The 24,841-nt window shown below is 67.6% G+C and carries 31 protein-coding genes, 2 tRNA genes and 1 pseudogene; 28 read left to right on the forward strand and 6 right to left on the reverse strand.

What is annotated here, in order from left to right; all coding sequences use genetic code 11:
* Positions 1 to 2: 2 nt before the first annotated feature.
* Positions 3 to 1,490, forward strand: coding sequence for a recombinase family protein (locus RN51_RS02115; RefSeq protein ID WP_045262391.1), 1,488 nt, complete (start codon positions 3 to 5; stop codon positions 1,488 to 1,490).
* On the opposite strand, the gene RN51_RS02120 is transcribed toward RN51_RS02115, so the two are convergent.
* Entirely contained in the window at positions 1,487 to 1,693 is a 207-nt protein-coding gene (locus tag RN51_RS02120; protein ID WP_045262392.1) for a YegP family protein, read from the reverse strand. The two genes, RN51_RS02115 and RN51_RS02120, sit on opposite strands and share 4 nt — an antisense overlap.
* Before the next feature lie 584 nt (positions 1,694 to 2,277).
* Between RN51_RS02120 and RN51_RS18325 the strand changes: the two genes are divergently transcribed.
* The 9 genes from RN51_RS18325 (at position 2,278) to RN51_RS02160 (ending at position 7,386) form a co-directional block, all read left to right on the forward strand.
* Complete coding sequence (locus RN51_RS18325) at positions 2,278 to 2,421, forward strand: hypothetical protein (RefSeq protein ID WP_156149062.1); 144 nt, start codon at positions 2,278 to 2,280, stop codon at positions 2,419 to 2,421.
* Positions 2,421 to 2,852: a hypothetical protein gene (locus RN51_RS02125; protein WP_045262393.1), complete on the forward strand. Its 432-nt coding sequence runs from the start codon at positions 2,421 to 2,423 to the stop codon at positions 2,850 to 2,852. The genes RN51_RS18325 and RN51_RS02125 overlap by 1 nt, the downstream gene beginning before the upstream one ends.
* On the forward strand, positions 2,849 to 4,234 hold the full coding sequence (locus RN51_RS17900) for an AAA family ATPase (protein WP_052674543.1): 1,386 nt from the start codon (positions 2,849 to 2,851) through the stop codon (positions 4,232 to 4,234). The genes RN51_RS02125 and RN51_RS17900 overlap by 4 nt, the downstream gene beginning before the upstream one ends.
* 5 nt (positions 4,235 to 4,239) lie before the next feature.
* A complete protein-coding gene (locus RN51_RS02135) occupies positions 4,240 to 4,998 on the forward strand; it encodes a hypothetical protein (RefSeq protein ID WP_045262394.1) in 759 nt (252 codons plus the stop codon).
* Positions 4,991 to 5,191, forward strand: a complete 201-nt coding sequence (locus RN51_RS02140) for a hypothetical protein (protein WP_045262395.1) — start codon at positions 4,991 to 4,993, stop codon at positions 5,189 to 5,191. The genes RN51_RS02135 and RN51_RS02140 overlap by 8 nt, the downstream gene beginning before the upstream one ends.
* Positions 5,191 to 5,496, forward strand: coding sequence for a hypothetical protein (locus RN51_RS02145; RefSeq protein ID WP_045262396.1), 306 nt, complete (start codon positions 5,191 to 5,193; stop codon positions 5,494 to 5,496). Before RN51_RS02140 ends, RN51_RS02145 begins: the two co-directional genes overlap by 1 nt.
* On the forward strand, positions 5,493 to 5,816 hold the full coding sequence (locus RN51_RS02150; protein WP_045262397.1) for a hypothetical protein: 324 nt from the start codon (positions 5,493 to 5,495) through the stop codon (positions 5,814 to 5,816). The genes RN51_RS02145 and RN51_RS02150 overlap by 4 nt, the downstream gene beginning before the upstream one ends.
* Positions 5,817 to 5,924: 108 nt before the next feature.
* Positions 5,925 to 6,326: a hypothetical protein gene (locus RN51_RS02155; protein ID WP_045262398.1), complete on the forward strand. Its 402-nt coding sequence runs from the start codon at positions 5,925 to 5,927 to the stop codon at positions 6,324 to 6,326.
* Positions 6,327 to 6,546: 220 nt separating this feature from the next.
* A complete protein-coding gene (locus tag RN51_RS02160) occupies positions 6,547 to 7,386 on the forward strand; it encodes a DUF6602 domain-containing protein (RefSeq protein WP_045262399.1) in 840 nt (279 codons plus the stop codon).
* Here RN51_RS02160 and RN51_RS02165 read toward each other — a convergent pair whose 3' ends face one another.
* Positions 7,387 to 7,854 carry a hypothetical protein gene (locus RN51_RS02165; protein ID WP_156149063.1) on the reverse strand — a complete coding sequence of 156 codons (468 nt, stop codon included), beginning with the start codon at positions 7,852 to 7,854 and terminating at the stop codon, positions 7,387 to 7,389.
* A 25-nt stretch (positions 7,855 to 7,879) separates the two neighbouring features.
* On the opposite strand from RN51_RS02165, the pseudogene RN51_RS18130 reads away from it, so the two are divergent.
* From RN51_RS18130 to RN51_RS02215, 11 genes and pseudogenes are all read left to right on the forward strand, one after another.
* Positions 7,880 to 7,993, forward strand: a pseudogene (locus RN51_RS18130) (DUF4244 domain-containing protein); the annotation flags it as partial.
* Complete coding sequence (locus tag RN51_RS02170) at positions 7,993 to 8,403, forward strand: TadE family type IV pilus minor pilin (protein ID WP_231579189.1); 411 nt, start codon at positions 7,993 to 7,995, stop codon at positions 8,401 to 8,403. The pseudogene RN51_RS18130 and the gene RN51_RS02170, both read left to right, overlap by 1 nt.
* Entirely contained in the window at positions 8,403 to 8,729 is a 327-nt protein-coding gene (locus RN51_RS02175; protein WP_045262401.1) for an Rv3654c family TadE-like protein, read from the forward strand. Before RN51_RS02170 ends, RN51_RS02175 begins: the two co-directional genes overlap by 1 nt.
* Before the next feature lie 80 nt (positions 8,730 to 8,809).
* Positions 8,810 to 11,656 (forward strand): type I DNA topoisomerase, encoded by a 2,847-nt coding sequence (topA, locus tag RN51_RS02180; protein WP_045262402.1) that lies wholly within the window; start codon positions 8,810 to 8,812, stop codon positions 11,654 to 11,656.
* Entirely contained in the window at positions 11,653 to 12,282 is a 630-nt protein-coding gene (gene tmk, locus RN51_RS02185; protein ID WP_045262403.1) for a dTMP kinase, read from the forward strand. Before topA ends, tmk begins: the two co-directional genes overlap by 4 nt.
* 59 nt (positions 12,283 to 12,341) lie before the next feature.
* Complete coding sequence (locus RN51_RS02190) at positions 12,342 to 13,499, forward strand: DNA polymerase III subunit delta' (RefSeq protein ID WP_045262404.1); 1,158 nt, start codon at positions 12,342 to 12,344, stop codon at positions 13,497 to 13,499.
* The gene (locus tag RN51_RS02195; protein ID WP_045262405.1) at positions 13,496 to 15,052 is read left to right on the forward strand and encodes an alpha/beta hydrolase; all 1,557 of its coding nucleotides are present in this window, start codon (positions 13,496 to 13,498) and stop codon (positions 15,050 to 15,052) included. The genes RN51_RS02190 and RN51_RS02195 overlap by 4 nt, the downstream gene beginning before the upstream one ends.
* Positions 15,053 to 15,203: 151 nt before the next feature.
* On the forward strand, positions 15,204 to 15,569 hold the full coding sequence (locus RN51_RS02200) for a hypothetical protein (protein ID WP_045262406.1): 366 nt from the start codon (positions 15,204 to 15,206) through the stop codon (positions 15,567 to 15,569).
* A gap of 120 nt (positions 15,570 to 15,689) precedes the next feature.
* Positions 15,690 to 15,762 (forward strand) — tRNA-Thr (locus RN51_RS02205).
* A gap of 67 nt (positions 15,763 to 15,829) precedes the next feature.
* Positions 15,830 to 16,411 carry an isochorismatase family protein gene (locus tag RN51_RS02210; protein ID WP_045262426.1) on the forward strand — a complete coding sequence of 194 codons (582 nt, stop codon included), beginning with the start codon at positions 15,830 to 15,832 and terminating at the stop codon, positions 16,409 to 16,411.
* Positions 16,408 to 16,941 (forward strand): DUF1697 domain-containing protein, encoded by a 534-nt coding sequence (locus tag RN51_RS02215; protein ID WP_045262407.1) that lies wholly within the window; start codon positions 16,408 to 16,410, stop codon positions 16,939 to 16,941. Before RN51_RS02210 ends, RN51_RS02215 begins: the two co-directional genes overlap by 4 nt.
* On the opposite strand, the gene RN51_RS18135 is transcribed toward RN51_RS02215, so the two are convergent.
* Complete coding sequence (locus RN51_RS18135) at positions 16,922 to 17,146, reverse strand: hypothetical protein (protein WP_082066273.1); 225 nt, start codon at positions 17,144 to 17,146, stop codon at positions 16,922 to 16,924. The genes RN51_RS02215 and RN51_RS18135 overlap by 20 nt on opposite strands.
* Before the next feature lie 25 nt (positions 17,147 to 17,171).
* Between RN51_RS18135 and RN51_RS02220 the strand changes: the two genes are divergently transcribed.
* Positions 17,172 to 17,687, forward strand: a complete 516-nt coding sequence (locus tag RN51_RS02220) for a CGNR zinc finger domain-containing protein (RefSeq protein ID WP_045262408.1) — start codon at positions 17,172 to 17,174, stop codon at positions 17,685 to 17,687.
* A gap of 8 nt (positions 17,688 to 17,695) precedes the next feature.
* On the opposite strand, the gene RN51_RS02225 is transcribed toward RN51_RS02220, so the two are convergent.
* Positions 17,696 to 18,241: a type 1 glutamine amidotransferase domain-containing protein gene (locus RN51_RS02225; RefSeq protein ID WP_045262409.1), complete on the reverse strand. Its 546-nt coding sequence runs from the start codon at positions 18,239 to 18,241 to the stop codon at positions 17,696 to 17,698.
* A 171-nt stretch (positions 18,242 to 18,412) separates the two neighbouring features.
* On the opposite strand from RN51_RS02225, the gene RN51_RS02230 reads away from it, so the two are divergent.
* Positions 18,413 to 18,871 (forward strand): hypothetical protein, encoded by a 459-nt coding sequence (locus RN51_RS02230; RefSeq protein WP_045262410.1) that lies wholly within the window; start codon positions 18,413 to 18,415, stop codon positions 18,869 to 18,871.
* A gap of 26 nt (positions 18,872 to 18,897) precedes the next feature.
* Here RN51_RS02230 and RN51_RS02235 read toward each other — a convergent pair.
* A tRNA-Lys gene (locus tag RN51_RS02235) sits at positions 18,898 to 18,970 on the reverse strand.
* 136 nt (positions 18,971 to 19,106) lie between these two features.
* Entirely contained in the window at positions 19,107 to 19,766 is a 660-nt protein-coding gene (locus RN51_RS02240; RefSeq protein ID WP_045262411.1) for a fasciclin domain-containing protein, read from the reverse strand.
* Positions 19,767 to 19,920: 154 nt separating this feature from the next.
* Here RN51_RS02240 and RN51_RS02245 point away from each other — a divergent pair, with 154 nt between their 5' ends.
* The 5 genes from RN51_RS02245 (at position 19,921) to RN51_RS02265 (ending at position 24,773) form a co-directional block, all read left to right on the forward strand.
* A complete protein-coding gene (locus tag RN51_RS02245) occupies positions 19,921 to 21,633 on the forward strand; it encodes a cytochrome c biogenesis protein DipZ (RefSeq protein WP_045262412.1) in 1,713 nt (570 codons plus the stop codon).
* A 31-nt stretch (positions 21,634 to 21,664) separates the two neighbouring features.
* Positions 21,665 to 22,264: an ECF RNA polymerase sigma factor SigK gene (sigK, locus tag RN51_RS02250; protein ID WP_197073163.1), complete on the forward strand. Its 600-nt coding sequence runs from the start codon at positions 21,665 to 21,667 to the stop codon at positions 22,262 to 22,264.
* Positions 22,261 to 23,043: an anti-sigma factor gene (locus RN51_RS02255; RefSeq protein ID WP_045262413.1), complete on the forward strand. Its 783-nt coding sequence runs from the start codon at positions 22,261 to 22,263 to the stop codon at positions 23,041 to 23,043. The genes sigK and RN51_RS02255 overlap by 4 nt, the downstream gene beginning before the upstream one ends.
* A 28-nt stretch (positions 23,044 to 23,071) precedes the next feature.
* The gene (locus RN51_RS02260) at positions 23,072 to 23,701 is read left to right on the forward strand and encodes a hypothetical protein (protein ID WP_045262414.1); all 630 of its coding nucleotides are present in this window, start codon (positions 23,072 to 23,074) and stop codon (positions 23,699 to 23,701) included.
* Between the two features lie 187 nt (positions 23,702 to 23,888).
* On the forward strand, positions 23,889 to 24,773 hold the full coding sequence (locus RN51_RS02265) for an aminodeoxychorismate lyase (RefSeq protein ID WP_045262415.1): 885 nt from the start codon (positions 23,889 to 23,891) through the stop codon (positions 24,771 to 24,773).
* The last annotated feature ends 68 nt before the right edge of the window (positions 24,774 to 24,841 follow it).

The following is a 24,841-nucleotide window of genomic DNA, read 5'->3' on the forward strand; positions in this document are numbered from 1 at the left end:
ACATGACCCCGAAGAAGAAGCCGGCGATCGTCCGCGCGGCCGTCTACGCGCGACAGTCCGTCTACGAGCCCGAAGGCATCGAGCGGCAGATCGAAGCGTGCCGGCAGCTTGCCGAGTCGCGCGACTACCTCGCCGCTGACGTTTACGCCGACGACAACGTGTCGGGATACCGCGACCGCGGCGACGGGACGGCATTCGCGCGGATGCTCGAGGACGCCCGCGCCGGCCTCTTCGACGTGCTCATCGTCCGCAAGCTCGACCGGCTCGCGCGCTCCCTCTCGGCGATCGAAGCGCTCACGGCCGCGCGCGTGCAAGTCGTCACGACCGACGGCGAACTTGACCTCACGACCGTCAACGGGCGACTCATCGCGAACGTGCTGACGGCGGTCGCCCGAGCCGAGAGCGAGACGAAGGCCGAGCGCCGCGTCTTCGCGAACGCCGGGCGACGACGCGAGGGCATCCCGACGTCGGGGCGCGTGCCGTACGGCTACCGATGGGTCACGACCAAAGAGCGCAAGGAGCGCGGCAGCGTCGAAGCCTACGAGCTTGACGGTGAGCGCGCCGCGGACGTGCGGCGGATCTTTGACGCCTTCCTCGCGGGTGTCCCGCTCGGCTCGATCGCGCGCGACCTCACGACGGCAGGGCGACGGACGGTCAGCACGAAGCGGCATCCCGACGGCGTCCCCTTCACGTCGACGACGCTTCGGCGCATGCTCATGTCGCCGTACTATGCGGCGTTGCTCCCGCTCCCGAGCGAAGACGGCGGCGCCTACGATCAGGACGCGATCACGCGCGGCTCGTGCGAAGTCGGCAAGTGGCCGGCGATCGTCAGCGTCGAAGAGTGGGAAGCCGCGAAGGCGAAGCTCGCGCACCCGTCGCGGAAGACGTCGCCCGGCCCCACGCGGCGATGGTTGCTCTCCGGGCTTGCCGTGTGCGGCGTCGAAGGATGCGGCCTACCCGTACGCGCCGGCGGCGGCGAGAAGGGCGTGCACAGCTACCGGTGCGCGTCGATGAAGCACTTCATGCGGCAGGGCGACCCGCTCGATGCGTTCGTCGAGCGGGTCGCGGTCGAGTACATCGCGAAGCATCGGGGCGCGCTGCTCGCTCCCCGTGAGCGCGCCGACGCGGCAGCGATCAACGCCGAACTCGCACGGCTCGACGCCGCTCTCGTCGAACTCGGCGAAGACCGCGACGCCGGCATCATCGATCGCGCCGAGTACCTTCGTCGCCGGCCACGGCTCATCTCGAAGCGCGACGGCTTGCGGCGCGACCTCGCCGACGGCGCTGACCGCTCGGCGCTCGAGGGCATCGTCGACGCGAGCGACGTGCTCGCGGCGTGGCGCGGCCTGTCGCTCGGCGAGAAGCGCGCCGTGCTCGGCGACCTCTTCGAGATCCGCGTGCTCTCGGTCGGTCAGGGTAACCGACGCAACATGCCCGCTGACAAGTTTGCGAAGACGGTCGTCATCACACCGACGAGCGTCGCGGCCTAGCTTTCGTCGGTGTGGTCGACGAATTTAGCGTCGCCGCCGTGGTTGTGGACGAGATCCATCGAGTGCTTCGCGTCTTCCTTCCGCACGTAGTTCTCGCTCGTGCAGATAACTTCGCCGTTCTGCATGACGTTGAGCGTCCAGTGATACGGCTGACGCACGTTCGGGTTCTTGTACAGGTGGAACTGAAGCACGTTCTCGGCCATGCCGACTCCTTTGTCTCGGGGTGTACCACGTTAGCGCCAGCCACCGACAACGGGGCGCTCGGGTACGCGCTAAGCGCGACGGCGGGCGCTGTCGTCGTTGCGGCGTGCCCGAGCGACCGATACGCGGGCATCGGCAGCGGAATAAGGGCGATGCGGCAGCGCTCTAGGGGATAGCGACGTTCGCGAGCGGGTGGGGAGTAGCTAGCGCGCGAGGCAATGCGTAGATGCGTGGCTCGCGACGACTCGACGTCGTTGCTCTCTATCTGTTCCCGGAATGTTCCCGGCTGTTCCCCGGAACAGGTCACAATGTGTTCCCGATGTTTCCGGGTCTTTAGCCCGGAACACGGAACAAGTGACATCACGGCACACGGCACCCTGGCCACGGCGCAACGGGCATGACGTCATGAAGCCGCCGCCTCTATCGACCGGACACGCCGCATTCCCGATACATGTTGACGAAGCGGGGATGCGTGTTAATCTGATCGCAGCGGGAAGCCCTCGGGCATCTCGTGGGAGACAGAAGGGCAATCCCGCCCCGGTCACAGCCGAGATGGCAATCAACCTCAATCTGAGGGATTGCCATCGTGTCTTCCACTACCGAGCACAACCCGCTCGACGTCCTCTTCCCCGACCCTGACGGCGTCATCGCCGCTCTCGTCGCCGATCTCCCCGCGCCCGCTCCCGACAGCGCGGCCCGCGTCTCGGCGCTTCTCATGGTGGCGCGCTGATGCCTACCGTCCGCACGTCCGAAGAGGCGAAGGCGCTCGCTCGCCGCCGCTGGGACAAGCCCCGGCCCGCTCCCATCGACAAGCGCGTGCGCACGCTCCCGTCGGGATCGAAGCTCGAAGAGCGCTGGTTGGCAAAGGCCGTCGATCTCGGGCTCGTCTACGAAGGCATGACGCGCAACGCGCATCGTCGACTCGCGAAGCGTCTCGCCGACGACGACACGGCTCGCAAGATCAAGCGCGTGCATGATGCGCGGCCGGCCGGCATTGCCGACGATGACGATCTCTTGCTCGCCCATCTCGAGGCCGAGGCGGCTCGGTGGCGCGCTCGCGTGAAGCGCGACCGTCAGATCGCCCTTGCGCACGAGCTGCTCGCAGAGAAGGCCGAGCAAGAGCTTGCCGATCTCATGTGGAAGCTCGGGCTGATCTCATGAAGATCAACGACGCCGAAGTCATCCGCGTCAGCGCGTCGACCCGCGACGACGTCTTCGCGGATGCCGCCGAGATGGTTCGCCGCGATGCAGACAACGTCCCGGCCGCGGCGCTCGCGATCGTCGAGTCGACGGGCACGCCCCGCCGCGACGCGATCGACTACGTCATCGAGCACGCACCCGTCATGGAAGCCGACGAAGAGCGCAAGATCCGCCGGCGCGCGAAGAAGCTCATCGAGAAGAAGCACGATCCGCGCGTCGTCGCCTACGTCGGTCGCACACCGGATGAGCTTTCCCGGCTCGCTGAGTTCGACGAGGACATGGAAAAGGAACGCCGGCGCCGCGCCGTGCGTCGCGCGCTCGACGCCGAGGAAGCCGCGACAGGCGACGAACCGGCCGACGACTACGCCGACGTCGCCGCGCTCATCGAAGCGGGCGTCACGCGCCGTACGCCGGATGCTGGCGCGCTCCGCAACGACGGTGTGCGGCTCGCGTACAGCGGCGCCGTGAACGGCCTTGTCGGCCCGCCTGAGAGCGGGAAGACGCTCGTCGCCATCGCGAGCGCGTGCGACACGCTCAAGGCCGGCGGGAGCGTCCTTCACATCGACAGCGACCACAACGGCGCCGAGGCAACGATCTCGCACTACATCGCCGCTGACGGCGTCGAGCGCGACGTGCTCGCCGACCGCGCCCGCTTCCGCTACGTCGACGTGCGCTCGGCCGATCACCTTCGCCGCGTCGTCGCCGAAGCGGCCGAGTGGCGCCCCGACTTCGTAGTCGTCGACTCGGTCGGCGAGATCGTGCCGCTCATGGGCGGCGAATCGAACTCCAACGATGACTATCGCCGCATCCATCGCGAAGTGCTCTCGCCCCTCGCCGATCTCGGCGCGGCCGTGCTCGTGCTCGATCACGTCACGAAGGAAGAGGGGCGCGGCGGGTACGCGATCGGCGCCGGCGCGAAGAAGGCCGCGATCGACGGCTCGTATCTCGCCGTCGCCACGGTCGAGCCCTTCGTGCCCGGCGTCGGCGGCGCGGCGTCGCTCTCGATCCTCAAAGATCGCCACGGCGGCTTGCGGGCCGAGTCGCCAGCCGGCAAGAGCCCGACCGCCGCTGTCTTCCGTCTCGACTCTCGCGACGGCGCGTCGACGTGGGAGTTCTGGCGCGGTCGCTCGTCCGAAGAGCGCGACGACGAACAGGCCGAGGCCGACGTCGCCTTCGTGCTCGCGCTCGATCCGTTCCCGACTAGCCGCACGAAGCTACAGGCCGCGCTCAAAGCCTCTCAGGGCAAGGGCTGGCGCGACGAGCGCGCGAATGCGGCCCTCACTGAAGCCCGACGTCGTCGCGAGTCCGCGGCGACGACCTTCCCCATCGAAAGCAAGGAATAGCGAACATGGCCATCATCAGCGAAACTATCTCGGGCGTTCTGATCCAGATCCCCGACGACCTCGCCGCACCGAAGACCCGCGCCGCCGTCGAGCACGCCCGCAAGGCGAAGAAGGCGCGTGAGCGGGCGTTCGCCGAGCGCGACCGCGCGGCGGATCTTCGTTGGAAGGTCGATCAGCAGATTGCGATCGAGCACGGCGCGCTGCTCGACGAAGACCCCGACGCCGAGCTTCCCGACGGTGGCGCCATCGTCGCCGACGCACAGGCTCTTCTCGAAGCCCGCCAGCGCGAGCTTGACGCCCGCCTCGAGGCCGAGCGCCGCGCCGCGGTCAAGATCCGCGAGGCGGTCGCCGACGAGCTTCCGACGCTCGCGCGGACGTCACTCGCCGAGGGCGACACGGCGCTCGCCATGCTCTCAGCCGTGATCGAAGACGCGGGCGCCGCGCGGGATGCCTTGTGGTCATCGATCGGTGTCGGTCGCATGTGCGCCCGTCTCGACGACGACCCTGGCGCCCCGATCGCGATCCAGCACAAGGCGTACGGCTACACGTTCGATCTTGAGGCCGCGATCGAAGGGCTCAACGAAGCACTCACGAAGGCCGGCGCCGAACTCGCCGAGCTACGCGGCGACGTCAAGGCCGAGACGGGCAAGAAGACCCGGAAGCCGCGCAAGACCGCGAGCGGGGCGCAGAACGCCGCGCAGACGGCACCCGCGGGTGTTTCCGCCGCCCTCGGCGACCTGACGATCGGCGAAGACGATGACTGACACGCGCGACCCCGAAGAGATCGACCGCGACTTCTTCGCCGTCGACGCCGACCGCGTCGTCTACCCGCCGGGATTCAACCCGTACCGGGAGACGCTTCGGATCATCGACCGGATGCTCGACCTTCTCGACCGCGTCGTCGCAGAGAACGGCGTCGGGGAGATCCCTACCGCAACAGGAACGCGAGCGAAGTGATGGCGATCAAGCGACCGAAGCGGCACCACTACGAGAGCGAGCCCGACTTCCTACTCGCATGTCTTCGCTATCTCGACGCGAAGTACCCCGGCCGAGAAGGGCAACGGAAGCGGCTCGCGGCGTGGGAGCGATGGGAGCGAGAGCGCGACCCGGATGCGCTCCGCGACCGCATCCGGGAGCTCGTCGAACTCGACGAGTGGACGGACAACGAAGCGGCCGAGTTCGACCGTCTCGCCGCCGCCTGGCGCAACCGAGCACGAAGCATACGACCTACCCCCGACACAACCGAAAGGCAAGAATCGTGAGCACAGCATCTGAACAGGCCGCGGCCTTCCTCGCAGCCAAGACCGCCGATGGCGAGCGCGAGGGGGAGCGGCAGGGCGCGACAGGCGAGTACGCGCGTCTTCGCGATCTCATCGAGAAGGACGACCTCACCGACGACGAGAGCGCCGAGTTCTCGTCGCTCGCCGAGAAGCGTCGCGCCGGCACGCTCGAAGGGCGACCGCGCCGCACGGTGTACAAGCGGCAGAGCGTCGCCGGCGAGCGCAGCGAGGACGGGCGCCCGACGACGGCGCCGACGGCATCCGATCAGGCCGCGCGGTTCCTTCAAGGGCACAACTCATGAGCATCGCGACGGCGAGCGTCGCCGAAGCGCTCGACGAACTCGAAGCGACGCTCGCTCATCTACTCGCGACCCTCGAGAGAGCCAACGCCGACGAGAAGGGATCCGGCGATGCGTAGCTCGCGGCAAGGGGCGATTCCGTCGGATCTCGGGTGGCTGATCGACGAACTCGATTCGTTCTCTGACCGGCTTCGCACCCTCGAGGCGCCGTCGGGTGAGTCGCTAGGGAACACTGTCGCGAAGCTGCAAACGCTGGTGAGCGACATTCAATCGCAACTCGACGCGTGGGCGGCGGGACGGCGTACGGACGCGCAAACGGATGTGGTGATCGATCAGAAGATCGCCGCGTACGTCGCGGCGGTGCTTGCCGGAAACGTGGCGATCGGCGGGGCGCTGACGGTGCAGGGGGCCGTGCGGATGCCGACCGTCCGGGCGACCGATCTCTCGTCCGCCTCGAGTCGTGTCACGATGTGGCAGGCCGGCCCCGGCGACGACAGACTCGGCCACACATGAGCATCGCGATCTGTCGGGTTGACCGCTCACGGGAGACGGGAACCCTCGTAGTCTGCACGTGCGGCTTCGCACTCGGCCCGTTCCAGAATCACGAGATGGCTCTCGACGAAGCCGCGAAGCATCGGCGCAACCACGACATTTCGCACCGAGCGAGCTAGAGCTTCACCCTAAGATAAACGCCCCGGTGGCACACGCCGGGGCGTTTCGCCATGATGGGCCCATGCCAGAAACGCATCCCGACCCCGAGGTCGCCGCCCGCCTATCGGCAGCATTCGCCGCCGAGGAAACCACTCTGCGCGCGGCGCTCGATCGCGCACGAGCCGATTTCGAACACCGCGGCGTGCGTGGTGACGCCGTCGAGCGAGCCGTGCGCCACTTCCTATCGCGGCACCTGCCACGGAAGTACACGGTCGGCACCGGAGAGACGATCGACAGGCTCGGGCATCGAAGCAATCAGCTTGACGTGCTCGTTCTCAACGACGAGCAACCGTTCGTGCAGGAACCCGACACGAGTGGCCTCTACCTGATCGAAGGTGTTGCCGCGGTGGGCGAGATCAAGACCTCTCTCGGTAGTTCCGAGCTTGACGACATCCTCTCGAAGGGGCAGCGCCTTCGTCAGATCCAGCCCACTATCCCGGCAGGGTCGGAGGTTCGCGGTTTGATCAGCGACATTCACCGCTTTGTCGACTCCGTCCCGTACTTCGCGCTAGCGCTGGGGTCTAGCCTCGCCTCGGAAACCATCCTCCAGAAGCTCATGGACGCCCCGGATATCACCTCTTGGAACGGCACAACGGTGCCGGCGCTCGACGCGCTCTTCGTGCTCGACCGCGGAGCTTATCTGAACTTCGGTGATGGCGAAGGCGCGCTGCAATTTCGGCTTCCTGACGGCAGCGCCGGTACGGGATGGTTCGGCCCGTTTCCGGACGGCGCGCTCGTCGCGCTATTCAACTGGCTCAACGGTTCTATCTCCCGCGTGCGCTACGGATCCTCGATCGCGTCGCCCTATCTCATGGCGACGAACGTGCCGCCCGACAACGAAGATCCGCCGGCCGCGCTCTGACTACTCAGCGTCAAGTCGGGCGAGCAGGGCTTCGACTTCGGAATCGAGCTTGTCGCGGCTGACGATCTCAGCGACGACGGTCGTCGGGAAGTCGAGCCCGAGAAGCTTCGCCTCGCGCGTGTGGATATCGAGCAAAAGCCGCGCCGCATCCTTGTCGATCTGCCCGCCGGCCGCGGCCTTCGCGAGCGCAGCTTGAGCGAGCCGGGACAGCTCGTCGAGTTCGGCGATCTGTCGCTCGCGAGCCGTGACGGCATTCGCCTCGAGAAGCGGCCGCATGCGCTCGCGGTAGCCGTCGAGCCTTTGCTTCACCGTGTACTCGCTCAGCGCGTAGCCGAGTCCGCCTTCGCTCTCGGGGAGGGCAGACCGACGTGCGATAGCCACATAGCTAAGGCGCTGTCGCCAGGCGTCGTACGTCCATTCCTGCTCCCGCAGCACTCGCACGGCGATGAGTTCGCTCTGTCGGCTCACGGTCGACCTCCATATCTGCTCTTTCTTGCCTACGGTGGCCGCCGTCGCCTTCGCCGGGCTGCTCGTCGTCATCATGCGCTCCGATGAGGTCCGCGGCATCCTCACGGATCTCGTGCGGCGGGCACTCACGGTGTCGTGATGATCACCACGGGACGTGCGAGCCGCGGGCCCGGCGGTGATGGGCCCGGCGGTGATGGTGCGAGACGAGGGCCACGGCGCGGGGACGAGGGCGGATCCGTCGCGGCGGAGCTGGCACTCGCACTTCCCGCCGTCGTACTCGCGTTCCTGCTCGGCGCAGGGGTGCTGGGAGCGGCGTCCCGACAGGTGGCGTTGCAGGATGCGTCCGCTGACGCGGCCCGTCTTCTCGGTCGCGGTGAGGGCCACGGTGTGGCGGAGCGGGTGGTGCATGCCGCCGTGCCGGGGGCGGGGATGTCGTCCTCGCTCGCGGGCGACCTCGTGTGTGTCACCACCTCGCTCGATATCTCCGTCGGCGCGTTGATCCGCATGCCGCTTCGAGCGTCGAGCTGTGCACTCGAGGGAGGGCTCTGATGGCCGGCTCGGCACTGGCGGCCGGCGTGCTCGCGGTGACGGCTGCACTGTCTCTCGGGCTCGCCGCCGTCGGAGGCGCGGCCGTCACAGCGCAGCGGGCGGCGGGAGCTGCCGATGCTGCCGCGCTCGCCGCGGCCGACGCCACGAGTGGTGCCGTGACCACGGCCGAGCAGCCCTGCGCACTCGCGGAGAGGGTCGCGCTGGCGGCTGGCGCGACCCTCACCGGCTGCGCCGTCGAGGGGCTCGTGGCGACCGTGGAGGTGCAGGCGGCGTACGCTGGACTGGCAGCCGTCTCCCGAGCCCGTGCCGGGCCGCCCGAGGGATAGCGACGGCTGCGCGACCTCGCTCACTGTGAACGACCCCACACAGTGGTGTGTATGGTGTGCTTCGAAGAAAGGACGCACCCTTGGCTGAAGGCAAGAAGCTCGTCATCGTCGAGTCCCCGACGAAGATGCGGTCTATTCAGGGATACCTCGGCGACGGCTACGAGGTGCTCAGCTCCGTCGGCCATATCCGCGACCTCGCTGACAAGAAGGACATCCCGGCTGCAGACAAGCAGGCGTACGGGAAGTACTCCATCGACATCGACAACGGATTCGACCCGTACTACGTCGTCTCCGATCGGAAGACCAAGACGGTCGCCGAGCTCAAGCGCGCGTTGAAGAGCGCCGACGAACTCCTGCTCGCCACTGATGAGGACCGCGAAGGCGAGGCGATCGCCTGGCATCTGCTGGAGACCCTCAAGCCCAAGGTCCCGGTCAAGCGCATGGTGTTCCACGAGATCACCAAGGACGCGATCCAGGCCGCCGTCGGCAACACTCGCGAGCTCGATCACGATCTCGTCGACGCGCAGGAGACCCGCCGCATCCTCGACCGCCTGTACGGCTGGGACGTCTCGCCCGTGCTCTGGTACAAGGTCAAGACCGGGATCTCGGCCGGCCGCGTCCAGTCCGCCGCGACGCGCCTCATCGTCGACCGTGAGCGCGAGCGCATGGCGTTCACCTCGGCCGAGTACTGGGATGTCGACGCGGCAGCAGCCGCGACGGGCACGTCGTTCAAGATCCGTCTCGTCCGCGTCGACGGCGGCCAGCTCGCGCGGGGCTCCGATTTCGACGACGACGGCAAGCTCAAGAAGGCCGTCGTCATCCTCGACGAAGCGGCAGCCACCGCACTCGCCGAGGCCATCGACTCCGTCGGCACCGGAAGCGTCACGAAGGTCGAGGCCAAGCCGGGAACGCGCAGCCCTTACGCGCCGTTCACGACATCGACGATGCAGCAGGAGGCCGGTCGCAAGCTGTCGATGGGAGCCAAGCAGGCCATGGGCGTCGCCCAGCGTCTGTACGAGAAGGGCTACATCACCTATATGCGTACCGACTCCACGTCGCTGAGCACCCAGGCGGTGCAGGCGGCACGGAGCCAGGCTGTCGCGCTCTACGGCGATGCAGCCGTGCCGCTGAAGCCGCGCGTCTACAAGTCGAAGAGCAAGAACGCCCAGGAAGCACACGAGGCCATCCGCCCCTCGGGTGACAACTTCCGCACACCGGCTTCGCTGTCGTCCGAGCTGGATCGCGATGAGCAGCGTCTCTACGACCTCATCTGGAAGCGCACCGTCGCCAGCCAGATGTCCGACGCCAAGTACGAGACCACCACGGTCACCATCGCCGTCGACGCCGCAGGGAAGAAGGCCGAGTTCACGGCCTCCGGAACCGTTTACACCTTCAAGGGCTTCCTGGAGGCGTACGAGGAAGGTCGCGACGAGAAGCGTGGCGACGCGGACGCTGCCGAGAACCAGTCCCTGCCGGCCGTCGCCGTCGGCGACCAGCTCTCCGTGTCGGACGCCGAGGCCAAGGGACACCGCACCACGCCGAAGCCGCGCTACACAGAGGCCTCGCTCGTGAAGGTCCTCGAAGAGAAGGGCATCGGGCGTCCTTCGACCTTCGCCTCGATTCCCGAGACGATCCTCGACCGTGGATACGCGGTCAAGCGCGGGCAGGCCCTCGTGCCGACGTGGCTCGCGTTCAGCGTGGTGCGTCTGCTCGAAGAGCACTTCGCCGACCTCGTCGACTACGACTTCACGGCGGCGCTCGAAGACGACCTCGACACGATCGCCCGTGGCGAGCAGAACCGCGTCGAGTGGCTCAAGTCGTTCTACTTCGGCTCGGACTCCCACGTGGGGTTGCGTCAGGTCGTCGACAACCTCGGTGAGATCGATGCCCGCGCGCTGAACTCCACGCGCATCACCGACACCGCCACGCTCCGCTTCGGCAAGTACGGCCCCTACCTCGAGGTGACCGACCCGGCGGACCCTGACGCCAAGCCGCGCATCGTCAACGTTCCCGAAGACCTGGCACCGGACGAGCTGACCGCTGAGCGCGCGCAGGAGCTCATCGACGCTCCGGTCGCCGGCGACCGCGTGCTGGGCGAGAACCCCGAGAACGGCAAGATCATCGTCGTCAAGGACGGTCGGTTCGGCCCGTACGTCCAGGAGAACGACCCCGTGGCGGAAGACGCCGCCGTCGACGAGGCGACCGGCGAGGTCGTCGAGAAGCCGAAGCCGAAGCGCGGCGCGAAGAAGGAGGCGGCTCCCAAGCCGCGCACCGCGTCGCTGTTCCGTTCGATGTCCGTCGACGAGATCGACCTCGACACGGCACTGCGACTGCTGAGCCTCCCGCGCGTCGTGGGCGTCGACCCCGAATCCGGCGACGAGATCACGGCGCAGAACGGGCGGTTCGGGCCGTACCTGAAGAAGGGCACCGATTCGCGCTCGCTCGAGTCGGAGTCGCAGATCTTCGACGTGACACTCGACCACGCGCTGGAGATCTACTCTCAGCCCAAGTACGGTGCGGGACGTCGGGCCTCCAGCGCGCTCGCCGAGTTCGAGGCCGACCCCGTCAGCGGCAAGCCGATCCGCATCCGTGACGGACGCTTCGGTGCGTACGTGACCGACGGTGAGACGAACGTCACCATCCCGCGTGGGCAGAAGGTGGAAGACATCACCTTCGAGATCGCGGTGCAGATGCTCGCCGACAAGCGCGCCAAGGGCCCCGCCCCCAAGCGCGGCGCCGCCAAGAAGGCTCCTGCGAAGAAACCCGCAGCGAAGAAGGCACCCGCCAAGAAGACGCCGGCGAAGAAGCCTGCCGCGAAGAAGACGACGGCTGCCACGTCCGCGGCCCGGTCCGCGGCAGCGAAGAAGGCCGCCGCGACGCGTGCCGCGAACGCCGCGGCGAAGGCAGCGGAGAAGGCGGACTCGTGACCTCAGGCCACGGGGTGTGGATCACCCTCGAGGGCGGCGACGGCTCGGGCAAGACCACGCAGTCGAACCTGCTCGCGAACTGGCTCGAAGAGGCCGGGCGGACGGTCGTCCGCACCCGTGAACCCGGGGGCTCGGAAGTCGGTCAGCTCATCCGCGACATCGTCCTGCACCATCGCGGCGACATCGCTCCGCGCGCGGAGGCTCTGCTGTACGCCGCGGATCGGGCGCACCATGTCGCCACCGTGGTGCGACCGGCGCTCGGCCGGGGCGAGATCGTGCTGCAGGACCGCTACCTGGATTCGTCTGTGGCGTATCAGGGCGCCGGCCGGGTGCTCGATGCGACCGAGATCCGCGACCTCTCGCTCTGGGCGGCCGAAGGCGCGCTGCCCGACCTGACCATCCTGCTCGACCTCGCTCCGAGCGAGGCGCGGGCCAGGCTGGACTCCGCAGACAAGCCGTTCGACCGGCTCGAAGCGGAGCAGGCGGACTTCCACGGTCGCGTACGAGACGCCTTCCTCGGGCTCGCGCGAGCCGAACCGGACAGGTTCCTCGTCGTCGATGCCGCAGCTGCACCGGATGCCATCGCGGAGCAGATCAGGGCAAGAGTCGGCACCCTTCTCGCCTGACCAGCACAGTGGTGTCCTTCCGTGCTTCCGACGTCGGCGGTCGCGATTAGGCTGAGTGCATGCCCCAGACCGTTCCGCCCCCTTTCCCGTGGGCGGATGTGTGGGGGCAGGACGCTGCCGTCGACACGCTCCGTGCCGCGGCAGCCGATCCGTCAGCGCTCTCGCACGCCTGGCTGATCACGGGGCCACCCGGGTCCGGCCGCTCGACTCTGGCCTACGCCTTCGCGGCTGCACTGATCGCGGATCGACCGGACGACGAGACGGTCATGCGGCAGGTGCTCGCCGGCACCCATCCCGACGTCACGGCCTTGCGCACCGACAAGGTCATCATCACGATCGCCGAGGCTCGCGGCCTCGTCGAACGCTCCTACTTCGCACCGTCTGCCGGCCGCTACCGGGTCATCGTGGTCGAAGATGCCGATCGCATGGTCGAGCGCACCTCCAACGTGCTCCTGAAAGCGCTCGAAGAGCCTCCTGAGCAGACGGTGTGGATCCTGTGCGCGCCCAGCGAGGCCGATCTGCTGCCCACGATCCGCTCCCGCGTGCGCTCGCTGCGGTTGCGGGAGCCCGATGTCGCCGACGTGGCCAGGCTCATCAGCCTTCGCACGGGCGTCGACGAGTCCGTCGCCGAGCAGGCGGCTCGGCATGCGCAGCGCCACATCGGCATGGCTCAGCGTCTGGCCACCGACGACGCGGCTCGCCGTCGACGCGACGAGACGCTCCGTTCGGTCCTCGGCGTCAGGGGAGTGGGAGACGCGGTCGAGGTCGCTGGACGCATCATCCAGGCCGCCACCGAGGACGCGAAGGCGCTCACCGCCGAGCGCGATGCCGAGGAGCGGGCGTCACTGCTGCGCACGATCGGGATCGCCGAGGGGCAGGCGGTTCCACCGGCACTGCGGACGCAGCTCTCCGCGCTCGAAGACGATCAGAAGAAGCGAGCGACACGAAGCCTGCGCGACGGGATCGACCGGGTGCTCACCGATCTGCAGTCGCTGTTCCGCGACGTCGTGATGCTGCAGTTCGGGCAGGGCGACGATCTCATCAACAGTGAGTTGCGCACCGAGCTGTCCGACCTCGCTTCCGCTTGGCCCGAGACCCGTACTCTTGTCGTACTTGACCACCTTGCCGAGACGCGGCAGTCGTTGGAGCGCAACGTCGCCCCGCTGCTCGCCCTGGAGAGCTTGCTCGTGACGATCACGAGCGGGAGGAAACCGTGAACAACCGATCGACTTCCCGCCTTCGTCGCGCCGCCGCGGTCATCGCAGGGCTCGCGGCCGCATCCGTCGCCCTCTCCGGCTGTCTGTATGCGATGATCCCCGAGCAGTCGTCGCGGCCGTCGACGACGAACGCGCCGGACACCGAGGGCGTCGCCGAAGACCTGCTGCCGTTCTACTCGCAGGAGCTGACCTGGACGGAGTGCGGTGTCGGCTTCGACTGCACCGACGTCACCGCCCCGCTCGACTGGGAAGACCCGGGCAAGGGCGAGATCACCCTCTCGGTCGTCCGGCACCGCGCCGAGGGCACCCCCGTGGGCTCGTTGCTCACGAACTTCGGTGGTCCTGGCTCGAGTGGGGTCTCCTTCCTGTTGGAGAACCTCAACTTCGCCATCGGGAGCGCGTTGATCGAGAATTACGACGTGGTGAGCTTCGACCCGCGCGGTGTCGGCGCCTCCACGGCTGTAACCTGTTACGACGCGCCCGAGATGGACGAGTACCTCTACGGCATTCCGGCGGCACCCCGCGGTTCCGACGCGTGGGAGGACGAACTTCTCGAGTCGCACAAGGCTTTCGCTGAGGCGTGCGACGCGAACAGCGGTGGCATTCTGCCGTACATCACGACTGTGAACGCCGCACGCGACATGGACCTGATTCGTGCTGTGCTCGGCGACAAGCAATTGGACTACCTCGGATACTCATACGGCACGTTCCTCGGGGCGACCTACGCGAAGCTCTACCCGGAGAAGGCCGGGCGATTGGTCCTGGACGGCGCCATCGATCCTTCGGTTCCGGGCCTCGAGGTGGGTGCCACCCAGGCGCTCGGGTTCGAGTCCGCGCTGCGCGCCTACATGAAGGACTGCCTCGATTCGGGGGAGTGCCCGTTCAACGGCAGCGTCGATGAGGCGATGGTAGACCTGGGAGCGTTGCTGGCGAGCGTCGACAGCACGCCTCTGAAGGGCGGTGACGGGCGTCAGATGGGCGCCGATGCTCTGATGACCGGGATCATCGCCGCCCTCTACTCGCAAGACAGCTGGCAGGCGTTGACCCAGGCATTGGACGAGGCGCTCCAGGGGGATCCCACCACGGCCTTCCGCCTGGCCGACTACTACAACGGACGAGAGCAGGACGGCAGCTACAGCGACAACTCCTCCGAGGCGTTTCGTGCCTATAACTGCATGGATTACCCTGTCGAGGACGATCCCGAGGCGGAGGCAGCCATCGAGAAGAGGATCCTCGACGGTGCACCGACCATCGCACCGTACTGGAGCGGCCCCGACTCTTGCGCGGAATGGCCGTACCCGCCGACGGGTACTCGAGGCGATATCGCGGCGGAAGGTGCCGGGCCGATCGTGGTGGTGGGCACGACCAACGATCCGGCGACCCCTTACGAGTGGTCGGTATCGCTTGCCGACCAGCTCCAGGAAGGTGTACTCGTCACGCGCGTCGGCGAAGGACACACCGGCTACAACAAGGGGAATGCCTGTGTCGACCGCGCCGTCGAAGGCTATTTTCTCGAGGACGTCGTGCCGGAAGATGGATTGCGCTGCGAGTAGCGACCTGGACGATCGAAGGTCCCGATCGTAGACGAAACGGGTGGTTCGGTTCGCTCGAAAGGCGGAACCCCCCGACCGCGACCTCCCTCGAACGTCCAGAGATCGCCCCGGTGCCTTGACGCCCCTGACCGAGGTTGATGGGTTGGGCAGTATGAAGAACTCACTCAGAAACAAGACAGCGGGACTCGCCGCAGCCGCTGTGCTCGGCATTGGAGTTGTCATCGGCGGTGCCGTGCCCGCACAGGCGGCCGAGGTCGCACCGAAACCCCCGATCTGCACGGGACAGAAGATCGTGATGTATTCGGTCGGATTCACCGGCGAGCTCACGCCCGTGAAGCCCTACTTCGGGGTAGGTGTCGAGGTCGTGGAGCACATTTGGTACTCGGCGCGTCCCATCTACAAGCCCGGGACGCGTCTCGTGCAGGGATGGGACTACAAGTACCAGGCCAACACGATCGGTCAGGATTTCGGCTACCCACGGCTCTCGGACCCGTCGGTCCTTTGCCTGCGTACCTGAGCCGCCGTTCCGGTACTGGCGGCCATCTGTGTCACCGCGCCGCCCAATCACGATGGCCTCGATTCGCGAGTGAGCGCGAGACAGGGTAATATCGGTGATCGCGCCGCTCATGCGTCGCACGCCGCTTTAGCTCAGTCGGCAGAGCATTTCACTCGTAATGAAAAGGTCGTCAGTTCGATTCTGACAAGCGGCTCCGAAGGCCCCGTGATGTGAAGAACATCACGGGGCTTTTCCCTTTCCTCACCGCGTACGCTCGAAGCATGAGCAGAGCGCTTCTCATCGTCGATGTCCAGAACGACTTCACCGAGCACGGCGCCCTCGCGGTCGCGGGCGGCGATGCGGTGGCCGCCGCCATCACCGAGTTCCTCGCCCTTCACGCTGCCGACTACGAGGTGATCGTCGCGTCGAGGGATTGGCATGACGCCGAGGGCGACAACGGCGGGCACTTCGCGGAGGACCCCGACTTTGTCGACTCCTGGCCGGTGCACTGCGTCGCGGGATCCGACGGTGCCGAGTACGACCCGCTGTTCGTGACCGCTGCCGTCACACATCATGTGCGCAAAGGGCAGGGGAAGCCGGCTTATTCGATGTTCGAGGGGCAGACCGCCGCAGGGGAGACAGTGGGCGCGATACTGGCCGCATCCGGCACGCTCAGCGCCGATGTCGTGGGCCTCGCGACCGATCATTGCGTGCGGGCGAGCGCCCTCGACGCGATCGCTCACGGTCTGCGGGTCCGCATCCTGACCGACCTCGTCGCAGGTGTCGCGCCGGAGCCCAGCGAGGCCGCACTCGCCGAACTCGTCCACGCGGGAGCGGAGCTGGCCGAGAGCGCCGAGGCGTGAGCCGCAGCGTCCTCCTGCTGCGGGCCGTCAACGTCAGCGGCCGCAACAGCGTCCCGATGGCGCGTCTGCGCGAGGTGCTCGCCGCCGAGACCGATCTGTCGGATGTCTCCACCTACATCGCGAGCGGCAACATCGTGTGCGCGACGCCGGACGAGCCCGATATCGCCTGCGCGGCCGTGCGAGCGGTGATCCACGACGAGTTCGGAGTCGACACGCCCGTCATCCACCGCACGCATGCGCAGCTACTCTCTTCCGAGTCCGCGCAGCCGTTTCCGGAGGGTGATCTCACGCTGGTGCACGCGATGTTCCTCGCGGGCGCGCCGTCGCCCGGAGCGATGGAGGCGCTCGAGACACGTCTGCTCCCGGCGGAGCGCATCGCGCTGATCGGGGACGATCTGTGGATCGTCTACGGCGAGGGCGGCGTGCACTCAACCAAGCTCACGAAGACGGTGCTGGACCGTGCGCTCGGCGTCGCGGGGACGGCCAGGAATCTGCGGACGACCAGGAAGCTCATCGAGCTGACCGCGTGACTCCCGGGAGTTCCGCGCTCAGCGCTGCGGGTGGCGTGTGCGGGTGAGGCTGCACGTCGACCCGGTGTGTGCGGCAGCTCGCGCACCGCACGTAGAGCACGATCCCCTCACTCGTCGGATGCCGCGACTCCACCAGCCAGGCATGCTCGTGGGCCTCGGGGGAGGGGGCGACCCGGGGGATCGGGAGAGTGTTCAGCGAGGTCATGCATCCAGCGTGGTGTAATGGTCTTATGCATCTCAACCCTTACGGCGAATACGCGGTGCTGCTGGCCGCCTCGCTGGCCAACGACTGGCCCGCCGACCGCGCCGGGATCGAGGAGCGCACCCTCGAGCAGGGGATGACGATGACCTTCCCTCCGGCCCCTGACGATCACCAGCGGGTGAGGGAGGTCATCGACGAGTGGCTCGCGATCGTCGACGAGCCCGACCCCGACGCGCGAGCGGTCCTCCTCAACGCGCAGCTCGCCGTCGCGGCCGCCTACCCGCGGTTGACGAACCACGACGGCGAGGGGTGGCATCTGCACTATCGGGACGACGTGCCGTCATTGCCTTTCGTGCTCAGGGCGATCATCAGCCTCGGCACCTCGCTTCACCTGGTCACTCGGGGAATGAACCGCCTGAGCCGCTGCCAGGCCGCGCCCTGCACCAACGTCGTCGCCGACGTGACACGCAACGGGCGTCAACGCTTCTGTTCCGTGCGCTGCGCCAACCGTGCAGCGGTGCGTCGGCACCGGGCGCGGACCTAGCCCCGTCGTCAGGCGGTCTGCCCGGCGTGCGTGCCTTCGCCGATCTCCTCGACCAGCTTCGCGTTGAAGGCCGGGAGGTCGTCGGGGGTGCGGCTGGAGACGAGGCCTTCGTCGACCACGACCTCCTCGTCGACCCACGTCGCGCCCGCATTGCGCAGGTCGGTGGTCAGACTCGGGTAACTGGTGAGCGTGCGTCCATCGACGACGCCGGCCTCGATGAGGATCCAGGCACCGTGGCAGATCACACCGACCGGTTTGTGCTGCTCGAAGAAGGCCCGTGCCAACGCGATGGAGGCCTCGTCCATGCGCAGGTGATCCGCATTGACGACGCCGCCGGGAAGCACGAGAGCGTCGAACTGATCCGCGCTCGCCTCCGAAGCGCGCAGATCGACCGCCTGTTCATGCCCGTTCTTGCCGGTGATGGCTGCGCCGTCCGGAGCGATCATGGTCGCGCTCGCGCCTTCCGCCGTCACTGCTTCCCAGGGACTGGTGAGCTCGCTGTCCTCGAATCCGTCTGTTGCGAGGAATGCCACGCGGCTGCCGCTGAGGGTCATCGTTCGTCCTTTCCTGGAGTGTCGTCCGCCGTTCGGGGACGACTCGACGATCTCTCAGCTCGCGCGGGGATGAAAGGGGGTGGCCGATATGAGGAGCCGGTGGTACGGGGCGAGCACCTCTCCGCGGAGCGCTCACCGCGGATACGGGCGGAACGGCAGTACGATCCAGACATGCGTGTGCGTCCTGCCCTTGTCGTCCTCTCGGCGCTCGTCCTCCTCGCGGGGTGCGCTCCCGAGCCGGAGCCGAGCCCGTCGCCGTCCGAGTCGTCGTCGGCGCCCACTCCTTCGCCTTCGCCGTCGCCCTCGGCTTCGGAGTCCGTCGAACCACCGGTGGCGGGAACCGAGTTCACCACGACGGTCCTCGTCCAGCTCTGCACCGAGAGGACACGAGACCTGGCGCCTGGTGCCACCTACTTCGCCGACATGGCGACCACCGAGTGGCTATCGTCCTCGTCACTCTGGTTCGTGGTGATCCCCAAGACGCTGGACGGTGTCGACAGTGTCGCCGTCTGCGGGATCGGAGGAACCCAGGAGGCGCCGGTGGTCGCCCTCGCCGGGGAATCCGTTCCGAGCGGAGTGGCTGACGTCCGCCAGGAACTGCTGGCGGGGGCACCCGGCGGCGAATCCTGAGACGGCCGCCGGGAGACCACGTGCGGTGGGCCCCGTGGGGCTCGAACCCACGACCCGCGGATTAAAAGTCCGATGCTCTGCCAACTGAGCTAGAGGCCCCTCATCAAAGTCTAGTGCGCACGACGAGGGGCCGTCGGCGACACAGCACCGCCGACGGCCCCTTTCCTTCCCGGGTTCCTCCCCCTGCCCCGAGAAGGGCGTGTGCCGGGTGTCCTCCCACCCGGCTGTCCCAGGCTCAGGAAGCCGGGGGCATCAGAACCGTGTCGATGAGGTACACGGTCGCGTTCGCGGTCTGCACTCCACCGCAGATCACCTTGGCGTCGTTGACCATGATGTCGTCGCCGCTGCCCGTGACCGTGAGGTCTGCACCCTGGACCGTGGTGTGCGTGCCGTCGATGTCAGACGGCTCGATCTGGCCGGGGACCACGTGGTACGTCAGGATCGAGCTCAGCGTCGCGCTGTCGGTCTTGAGTGCCTCGATGGTGGCCGGGTCGATCTTCGCGAAGGCGTCGTCCACCGGAGCGAAGACGGTGAACTCGCCGCCGTTCAGAGTGTCGACCAGGTCGACGTCGGGGTTGAGCTTTCCGCTCACCGCAGCGACCAGCGTGGTCAGCAGCGGGTTGTTCGAGGCCGCGACGGCGACCGGGTCCTGAGACATCCCCTGGACCGAACCAGCGCCGTCCGGCACGGCGTCGGCGTATGCCGCGCAGCCGGGGCCGACCAGGTTGGCCGCGGGGTCCATCGCCGCAGGCGTCGACTCCGACGTCTCCGGTGCCTTCGGCTCGGAAGACGAGTCCGTGCTGCTACCGCTGCCCATCGAACAGGCCGAGAGCAGGAACGCGCTCGCCAGGCCGAGGGTGATTGCCGCGGTGACCTTCTTCTTGGTGCTGAACATGTCGAGCTCCTTCAGAACTGAGCCACGGCCTCTCCGTGGCGTCGAGGGCTGTTCGGAGCCCCATCGGGATCGGATGGGATGAATCTGAGAAAACTTCGAAACCAATCCGATGACGCCCAGGGAGCGAACAGCTGCCGACAGAAGTGGGGACCTCATGGACCTGATCATCATCGGCCTGCTCGGCGGGCTCATCACCGGCATCTCGCCGTGCATCCTGCCCGTGCTGCCCGTGATCTTCCTGACCGGGGGAGCACAGTCCGCGCGTTACGAAGACGAGATCGTGCCGGCCCGGCGCAGCAGGCCCTATTTCGTCATCGCGGGACTCGTCCTGAGCTTCACCCTCGTCACGCTCGGTGGTTCTCTGCTGCTGGGGCTGCTGAACCTTCCGCAGGACATCATCCGCTGGGTCGGCATCGCGGTGCTCGTCGTCATCGGCGTCGGCCTCATCGTCCCCCGCTTCCAGCACATCCTCGAGCGTCCGTTCCAACGGTTCGGACAGCGCGAGGTGAAGAACCGCGGAAGCGGCTTCGGTGTCGGGCTCGCGCTCGGTGCGGTCTTCGTCCCGTGCGCCGGCCCCGTTCTCGCCGCGATCATCGTGGCCGGGTCCACCGGGCAGATCGGCGTCGGGACGATTCTGCTCACGGTCTCTTTCGCGATCGGCGTCGCCGTGCCGCTGCTGGTCTTCGCGCTCGCGGGCCGCAGCGTGGTCGAGCGCATCCGCTCCTTCCGTGCGAAGGAGCGCGGCCTGCGCATCGCCGCCGGAATCGCGATGATCGCGCTCGCCGTGGGGCTGGTGTTCAACGTGCCGCAGGCGCTCCAGCGTCTGCTTCCGGACTACACCGCCCCACTGCAGGAACAGATCGCCGATTCCGAACAGGTGCAGGATGCGCTCGATCTGGGGGGACTCGTCAACGACGAGAACAAAGACCTGGACAAGTGCACCAACGGCGCGCAGGAACTGGAGTCGTGTGGGACAGCCCCGTCGATCAAGGGGATCCAGGAATGGCTCAATACGCCGGATGGCGAGGCGATCGACCTGAAAGACCTGCGTGGGCAGGTCGTGCTGATCGACTTCTGGGCATACTCCTGCATCAACTGCCAGCGCTCGCTGCCGCATGTCGTCGCCTGGGACGAGGCGTATCGGGACGCCGGGCTGCAGGTCATCGGAATCCACTCTCCCGAGTACGCGTTCGAGAAGGACCCTGGGAACGTGGCGGCGGGCGCGCGCGGCTTCGGTATCGAGTACCCCGTCGCGCTCGACAACGACCTGGCGACCTGGACGAACTACCGCAACAGGTACTGGCCCGCTCACTATCTGATCGATGCAGAGGGCACGGTTCGCCACATCTCCTTCGGAGAGGGCAACTACGCAGCGACGGAGTCGATGATCCGCGAGCTGTTGAAGGATGCGAATCCGTCGGTGAAGCTCCCGTCTGCGCCCGACGTGGCCGACGACACCCCGGAAGTCGGATCGACCACGCGCGAGACCTTCCTCGGCTCCTCGAAGGACGTCAACTACGGGGGAGACGGCGCGTACCGGAAGGGGACGAGCGCCTACGAGTTCCCCGAGGACCAGCCCGCCGACAGCTTCGCGCTCGACGGGGACTGGACGATCCAGACCCAGTACGCGAAGCCCGAGGGCGGAGCGGGAAGGATCAACCTCGAGTACCGCGCAGCGGAGGTGCGGGTCGTGGTGGCGGGGTCCGGCGACATCGTCGTCACCCGCGACGACGGATCGACGAAGACCATCGCGGTCGACGGGACGCCTCGCTCGTACGAGCTCATCAAGCAGAGCGACATCGCCCGGGGCGCGATCACGCTCGACGTGCCGGCGGGGATCGAGGTCTATTCCTTCACATTCGGGTGAAGTCTGCGGGCGATCGGGGAGGAGATGCGGCATGCTTATGGAGATGGTCATCGATGGTTTCGACGTTCCCGACGAAGGAGCGACGCAGGATGCTGTCGCCGACCTCCTCGTCCGCGTCGCGTCCGGTGATCAGGCTGCCTTCGCGACGCTCTACGACACCCTCTCCTCCCGTGTGTTCGGTCTCATCCTCCGTGTGCTGGTCAACCGCTCTCAGAGCGAAGAGGTGCTGCAAGAGGTCTTTCTGGAGATCTGGCAATCCGCTTCGCGCTTCGCTCCGAACAGAGGTCAAGGACGAGCGTGGATCATGACGATCGCTCATCGCCGGGCCGTCGATCGGGTGCGTGCATCGCAGTCGAGCGCCGACCGGGACGTACGGGCAGGATTCAAGGACATCGGCATCGCGCACGACAGTGTGGCGGAGCAGGTCGAATTGGGGATCGAGGGAGGGAAGGTCGTCGAAGCACTTTCGGGGCTTCCGGAAGCGCAACGCGAAGCACTCGTCCTTGCTTATTACGGCGGTTACAGTCAGAACGAGATCGCGGCCCTCGTCGGGGCGCCGCTGGGGACAATCAAGACACGGATGCGAGACGGACTCAGTCGTCTGCGCACGGCGATGGGGGTGACGGCATGAACGAGAAGGACTTCGAGGAGCTCGCGGCAGGTGCCGCCCTGCACTCGCTCTCCGCAGACGACGATCGTCGTTATCGCGCCGCTCTCGCCGAGCACCCGGAGTGGAGGGCCATCGTGGATTCGGACACCGCGACCGCTGCGACCCTCGCCGATTCCGTGGAGCCCGTCGCCGCGCCCGCCTTCATCCGCTCCGCTCTGCTCGCCCGGATCACGGACATGCCGCAGGACGGGGGAGCCGGAACTGACCCCGGTGCCTCTGACGCCGAGCCTCGCCTCGAGTCGGCGCCCGAGACCGAGAGCCGGTTCGAGCTCAAGAAGCCGCGCCGTTGGACACGCACGATCTTCGCTCTGGCCGCATGTCTCGCTCTGCTCGTGGGCGTCGGAGTCGGTGCGATCGCACTCAACCAGCAGCTGAACCCGCCGGAGAGCGTGGTCGCCCTGCAGGAGATCGAAGCCGCTGGAGACGCTCAGCAGGCGACGGTGGAACTCGACGGCGGTGGCACGGCCACGGCGCACTGGTCGGGCTCTGCCGGCAAGGCCGTCCTCGTCGCGGACGGTCTTCCGAGCGCAGGCGACGGCAAGACGTACGAGCTGTGGTTCGTCCGCGGAGACGCACCGGTGTCCGCGGGTGTCTTCGATGTCGACGGCGGCGACGCCACAGCGCTGCTCTCCGGCGACATGCAGGCGGGCGACGCGATCGCGGTGACCGTCGAGCAGGCGGGCGGATCCCCGACGGGACAGCCGACCTCCGACCCCGTGATCGTCATCCCCACGGCCTGAGCTGCTCGATCCCGCGTACCCTGGAGGGATGCCCGAGCAGCACCACCGCCCCGTGCGCCGTCCGACGAACGCCTTCGACAACATCGTCGGAGCGCACGATCCCGCCGAGGAGACGCGCATCGCACACGCGACCGCGTCCGCCCTGCTGACCCGCGTCCGAGCGGACGAGAGCGGCGCGAGTGCTGAGCGTCTGGTGGCGTTCACCGCAGAGCACGGTATCGACGAGATCGCCGAGTTGTGGTCGAAGGCACCGTCGCGCACGCTGCCCGGTGCGCTGTGGCGGCTCTACGTGCTGCAGCTCGCGATCCATGGCGACCCGCACACCGCTGCCCTCCTGTACGACCGTGGGCGGGTGGAGCTGCCGTCAGCGGACGCGGTGATCGCCGGCGCGCCCGTGCCGGCGAGTCCCGATGAGCTGGTCGTGCTGATCGACACGATCCTGCGCGGGGCCTTCCGAGGTGACTTCGCCGTCGCGCTCGACCGCGCCGCGGCCTTCTGCCGTGTGCAGGCATCCGGCGCGACACACACGGCGGACGACTACGAACCGACCGAGCCGGCTCGGGCCAGCGAGCTGACCACTCGTGCGCTGCGCTTGAGCAGCTACGGCCAGGACCTGGCAGCAGCGGCCGTCCTGTGGCGCACAGACGCCCTCGCCTGACCCGACATCGGTAGCGATGCGCCCGCGGGAGCGAAAGGCTCCGGACATGAAAAGACCGGGCCGCAAGAACGCCTCTCGGCGGAAGGCCGCTCGCAGCGGCAAAAATTGGAGCCCGGGGTTATGCGGCCCGGCCATTCAATTGTAACGCGATGAGGCGGTGGGTATTCCCTCCCTCTAGGCTCGGATCATGACCGGGCGCTTCGCACTCATGATCGATCCCGTGGCTGCCGACGAGCAGCGCACCGACTTCGCGGACACGTTCACGCAGGTCGACGCCGCAGCGCCCGCGCTCAGCGTCGGGGAGCTGAGCACGCAGCGCGGTGATGGCGTGTTCGAGTCCATCGGCGTCATCGACGGACATGCCCAGGAGGTGGTTCCGCACCTGGAGCGTCTCGCGCACTCCGCCCGGCTGTGCGACCTCCCGGTGCCGAATCTCCCCCAGTGGCGTCAGGCGATCGATCATGCCGCGGCACAGCTCGGCACGGGTGAGTCGGTCATCAAGCTCATCCTCAGCCGCGGAGTCGAGCACGGGCCCACTCCGACGGTGTGGGTGACTGCTGCGCCGGCCGCCGACTTCTCCGCCGTGCGCGAGAGCGGGGTGCGGGTCGTCACGCTCGACCGGGGCTACGACCTGGACGCGGCGGAGCGGGCTCCCTGGCTCCTGTTGGGCGCGAAGACGCTGTCGTACGCCGTGAACATGGCTGCCTTGCGCGAGGCGCATCGACGGGGAGCGGACGATGCGATCTTCCTCTCGAGCGACGGCTTCGTGCTCGAGGCCCCGACCGCCTCGCTCATCCTCCGCTTCGGCCACCGCTTCGTGACTCCGGCTCCGACCGGCGGAATCCTGCACGGGACGACGCAGCTCAGCGTGTACGAGCACCTCGCCGCTCAAGGCTTCGAGGTGGGGTACGACCGCATCCCCGCGACCGACCTCCCGCAAGCCGACGCCGCCTGGCTCGTGTCGAGTGTGCGTCTCGCCACCGCGATCACCTCCGTCGACGGCGTACCTCTCCCGGTCGACTCCACCCTCACCGCGGCCCTGAACCGCTACCTTCTCTCCCCCCGTACCTGACCCTCCTGTCCACTCCCTCCCCTCTCCCTCCCTCTTCCTTCCTTCCCTCTCTCCCTCTCCTCCTCTGG

The organism is Microbacterium oxydans, assembly GCF_000956405.1.
GTDB lineage: Bacteria > Actinomycetota > Actinomycetes > Actinomycetales > Microbacteriaceae > Microbacterium > Microbacterium oxydans_C.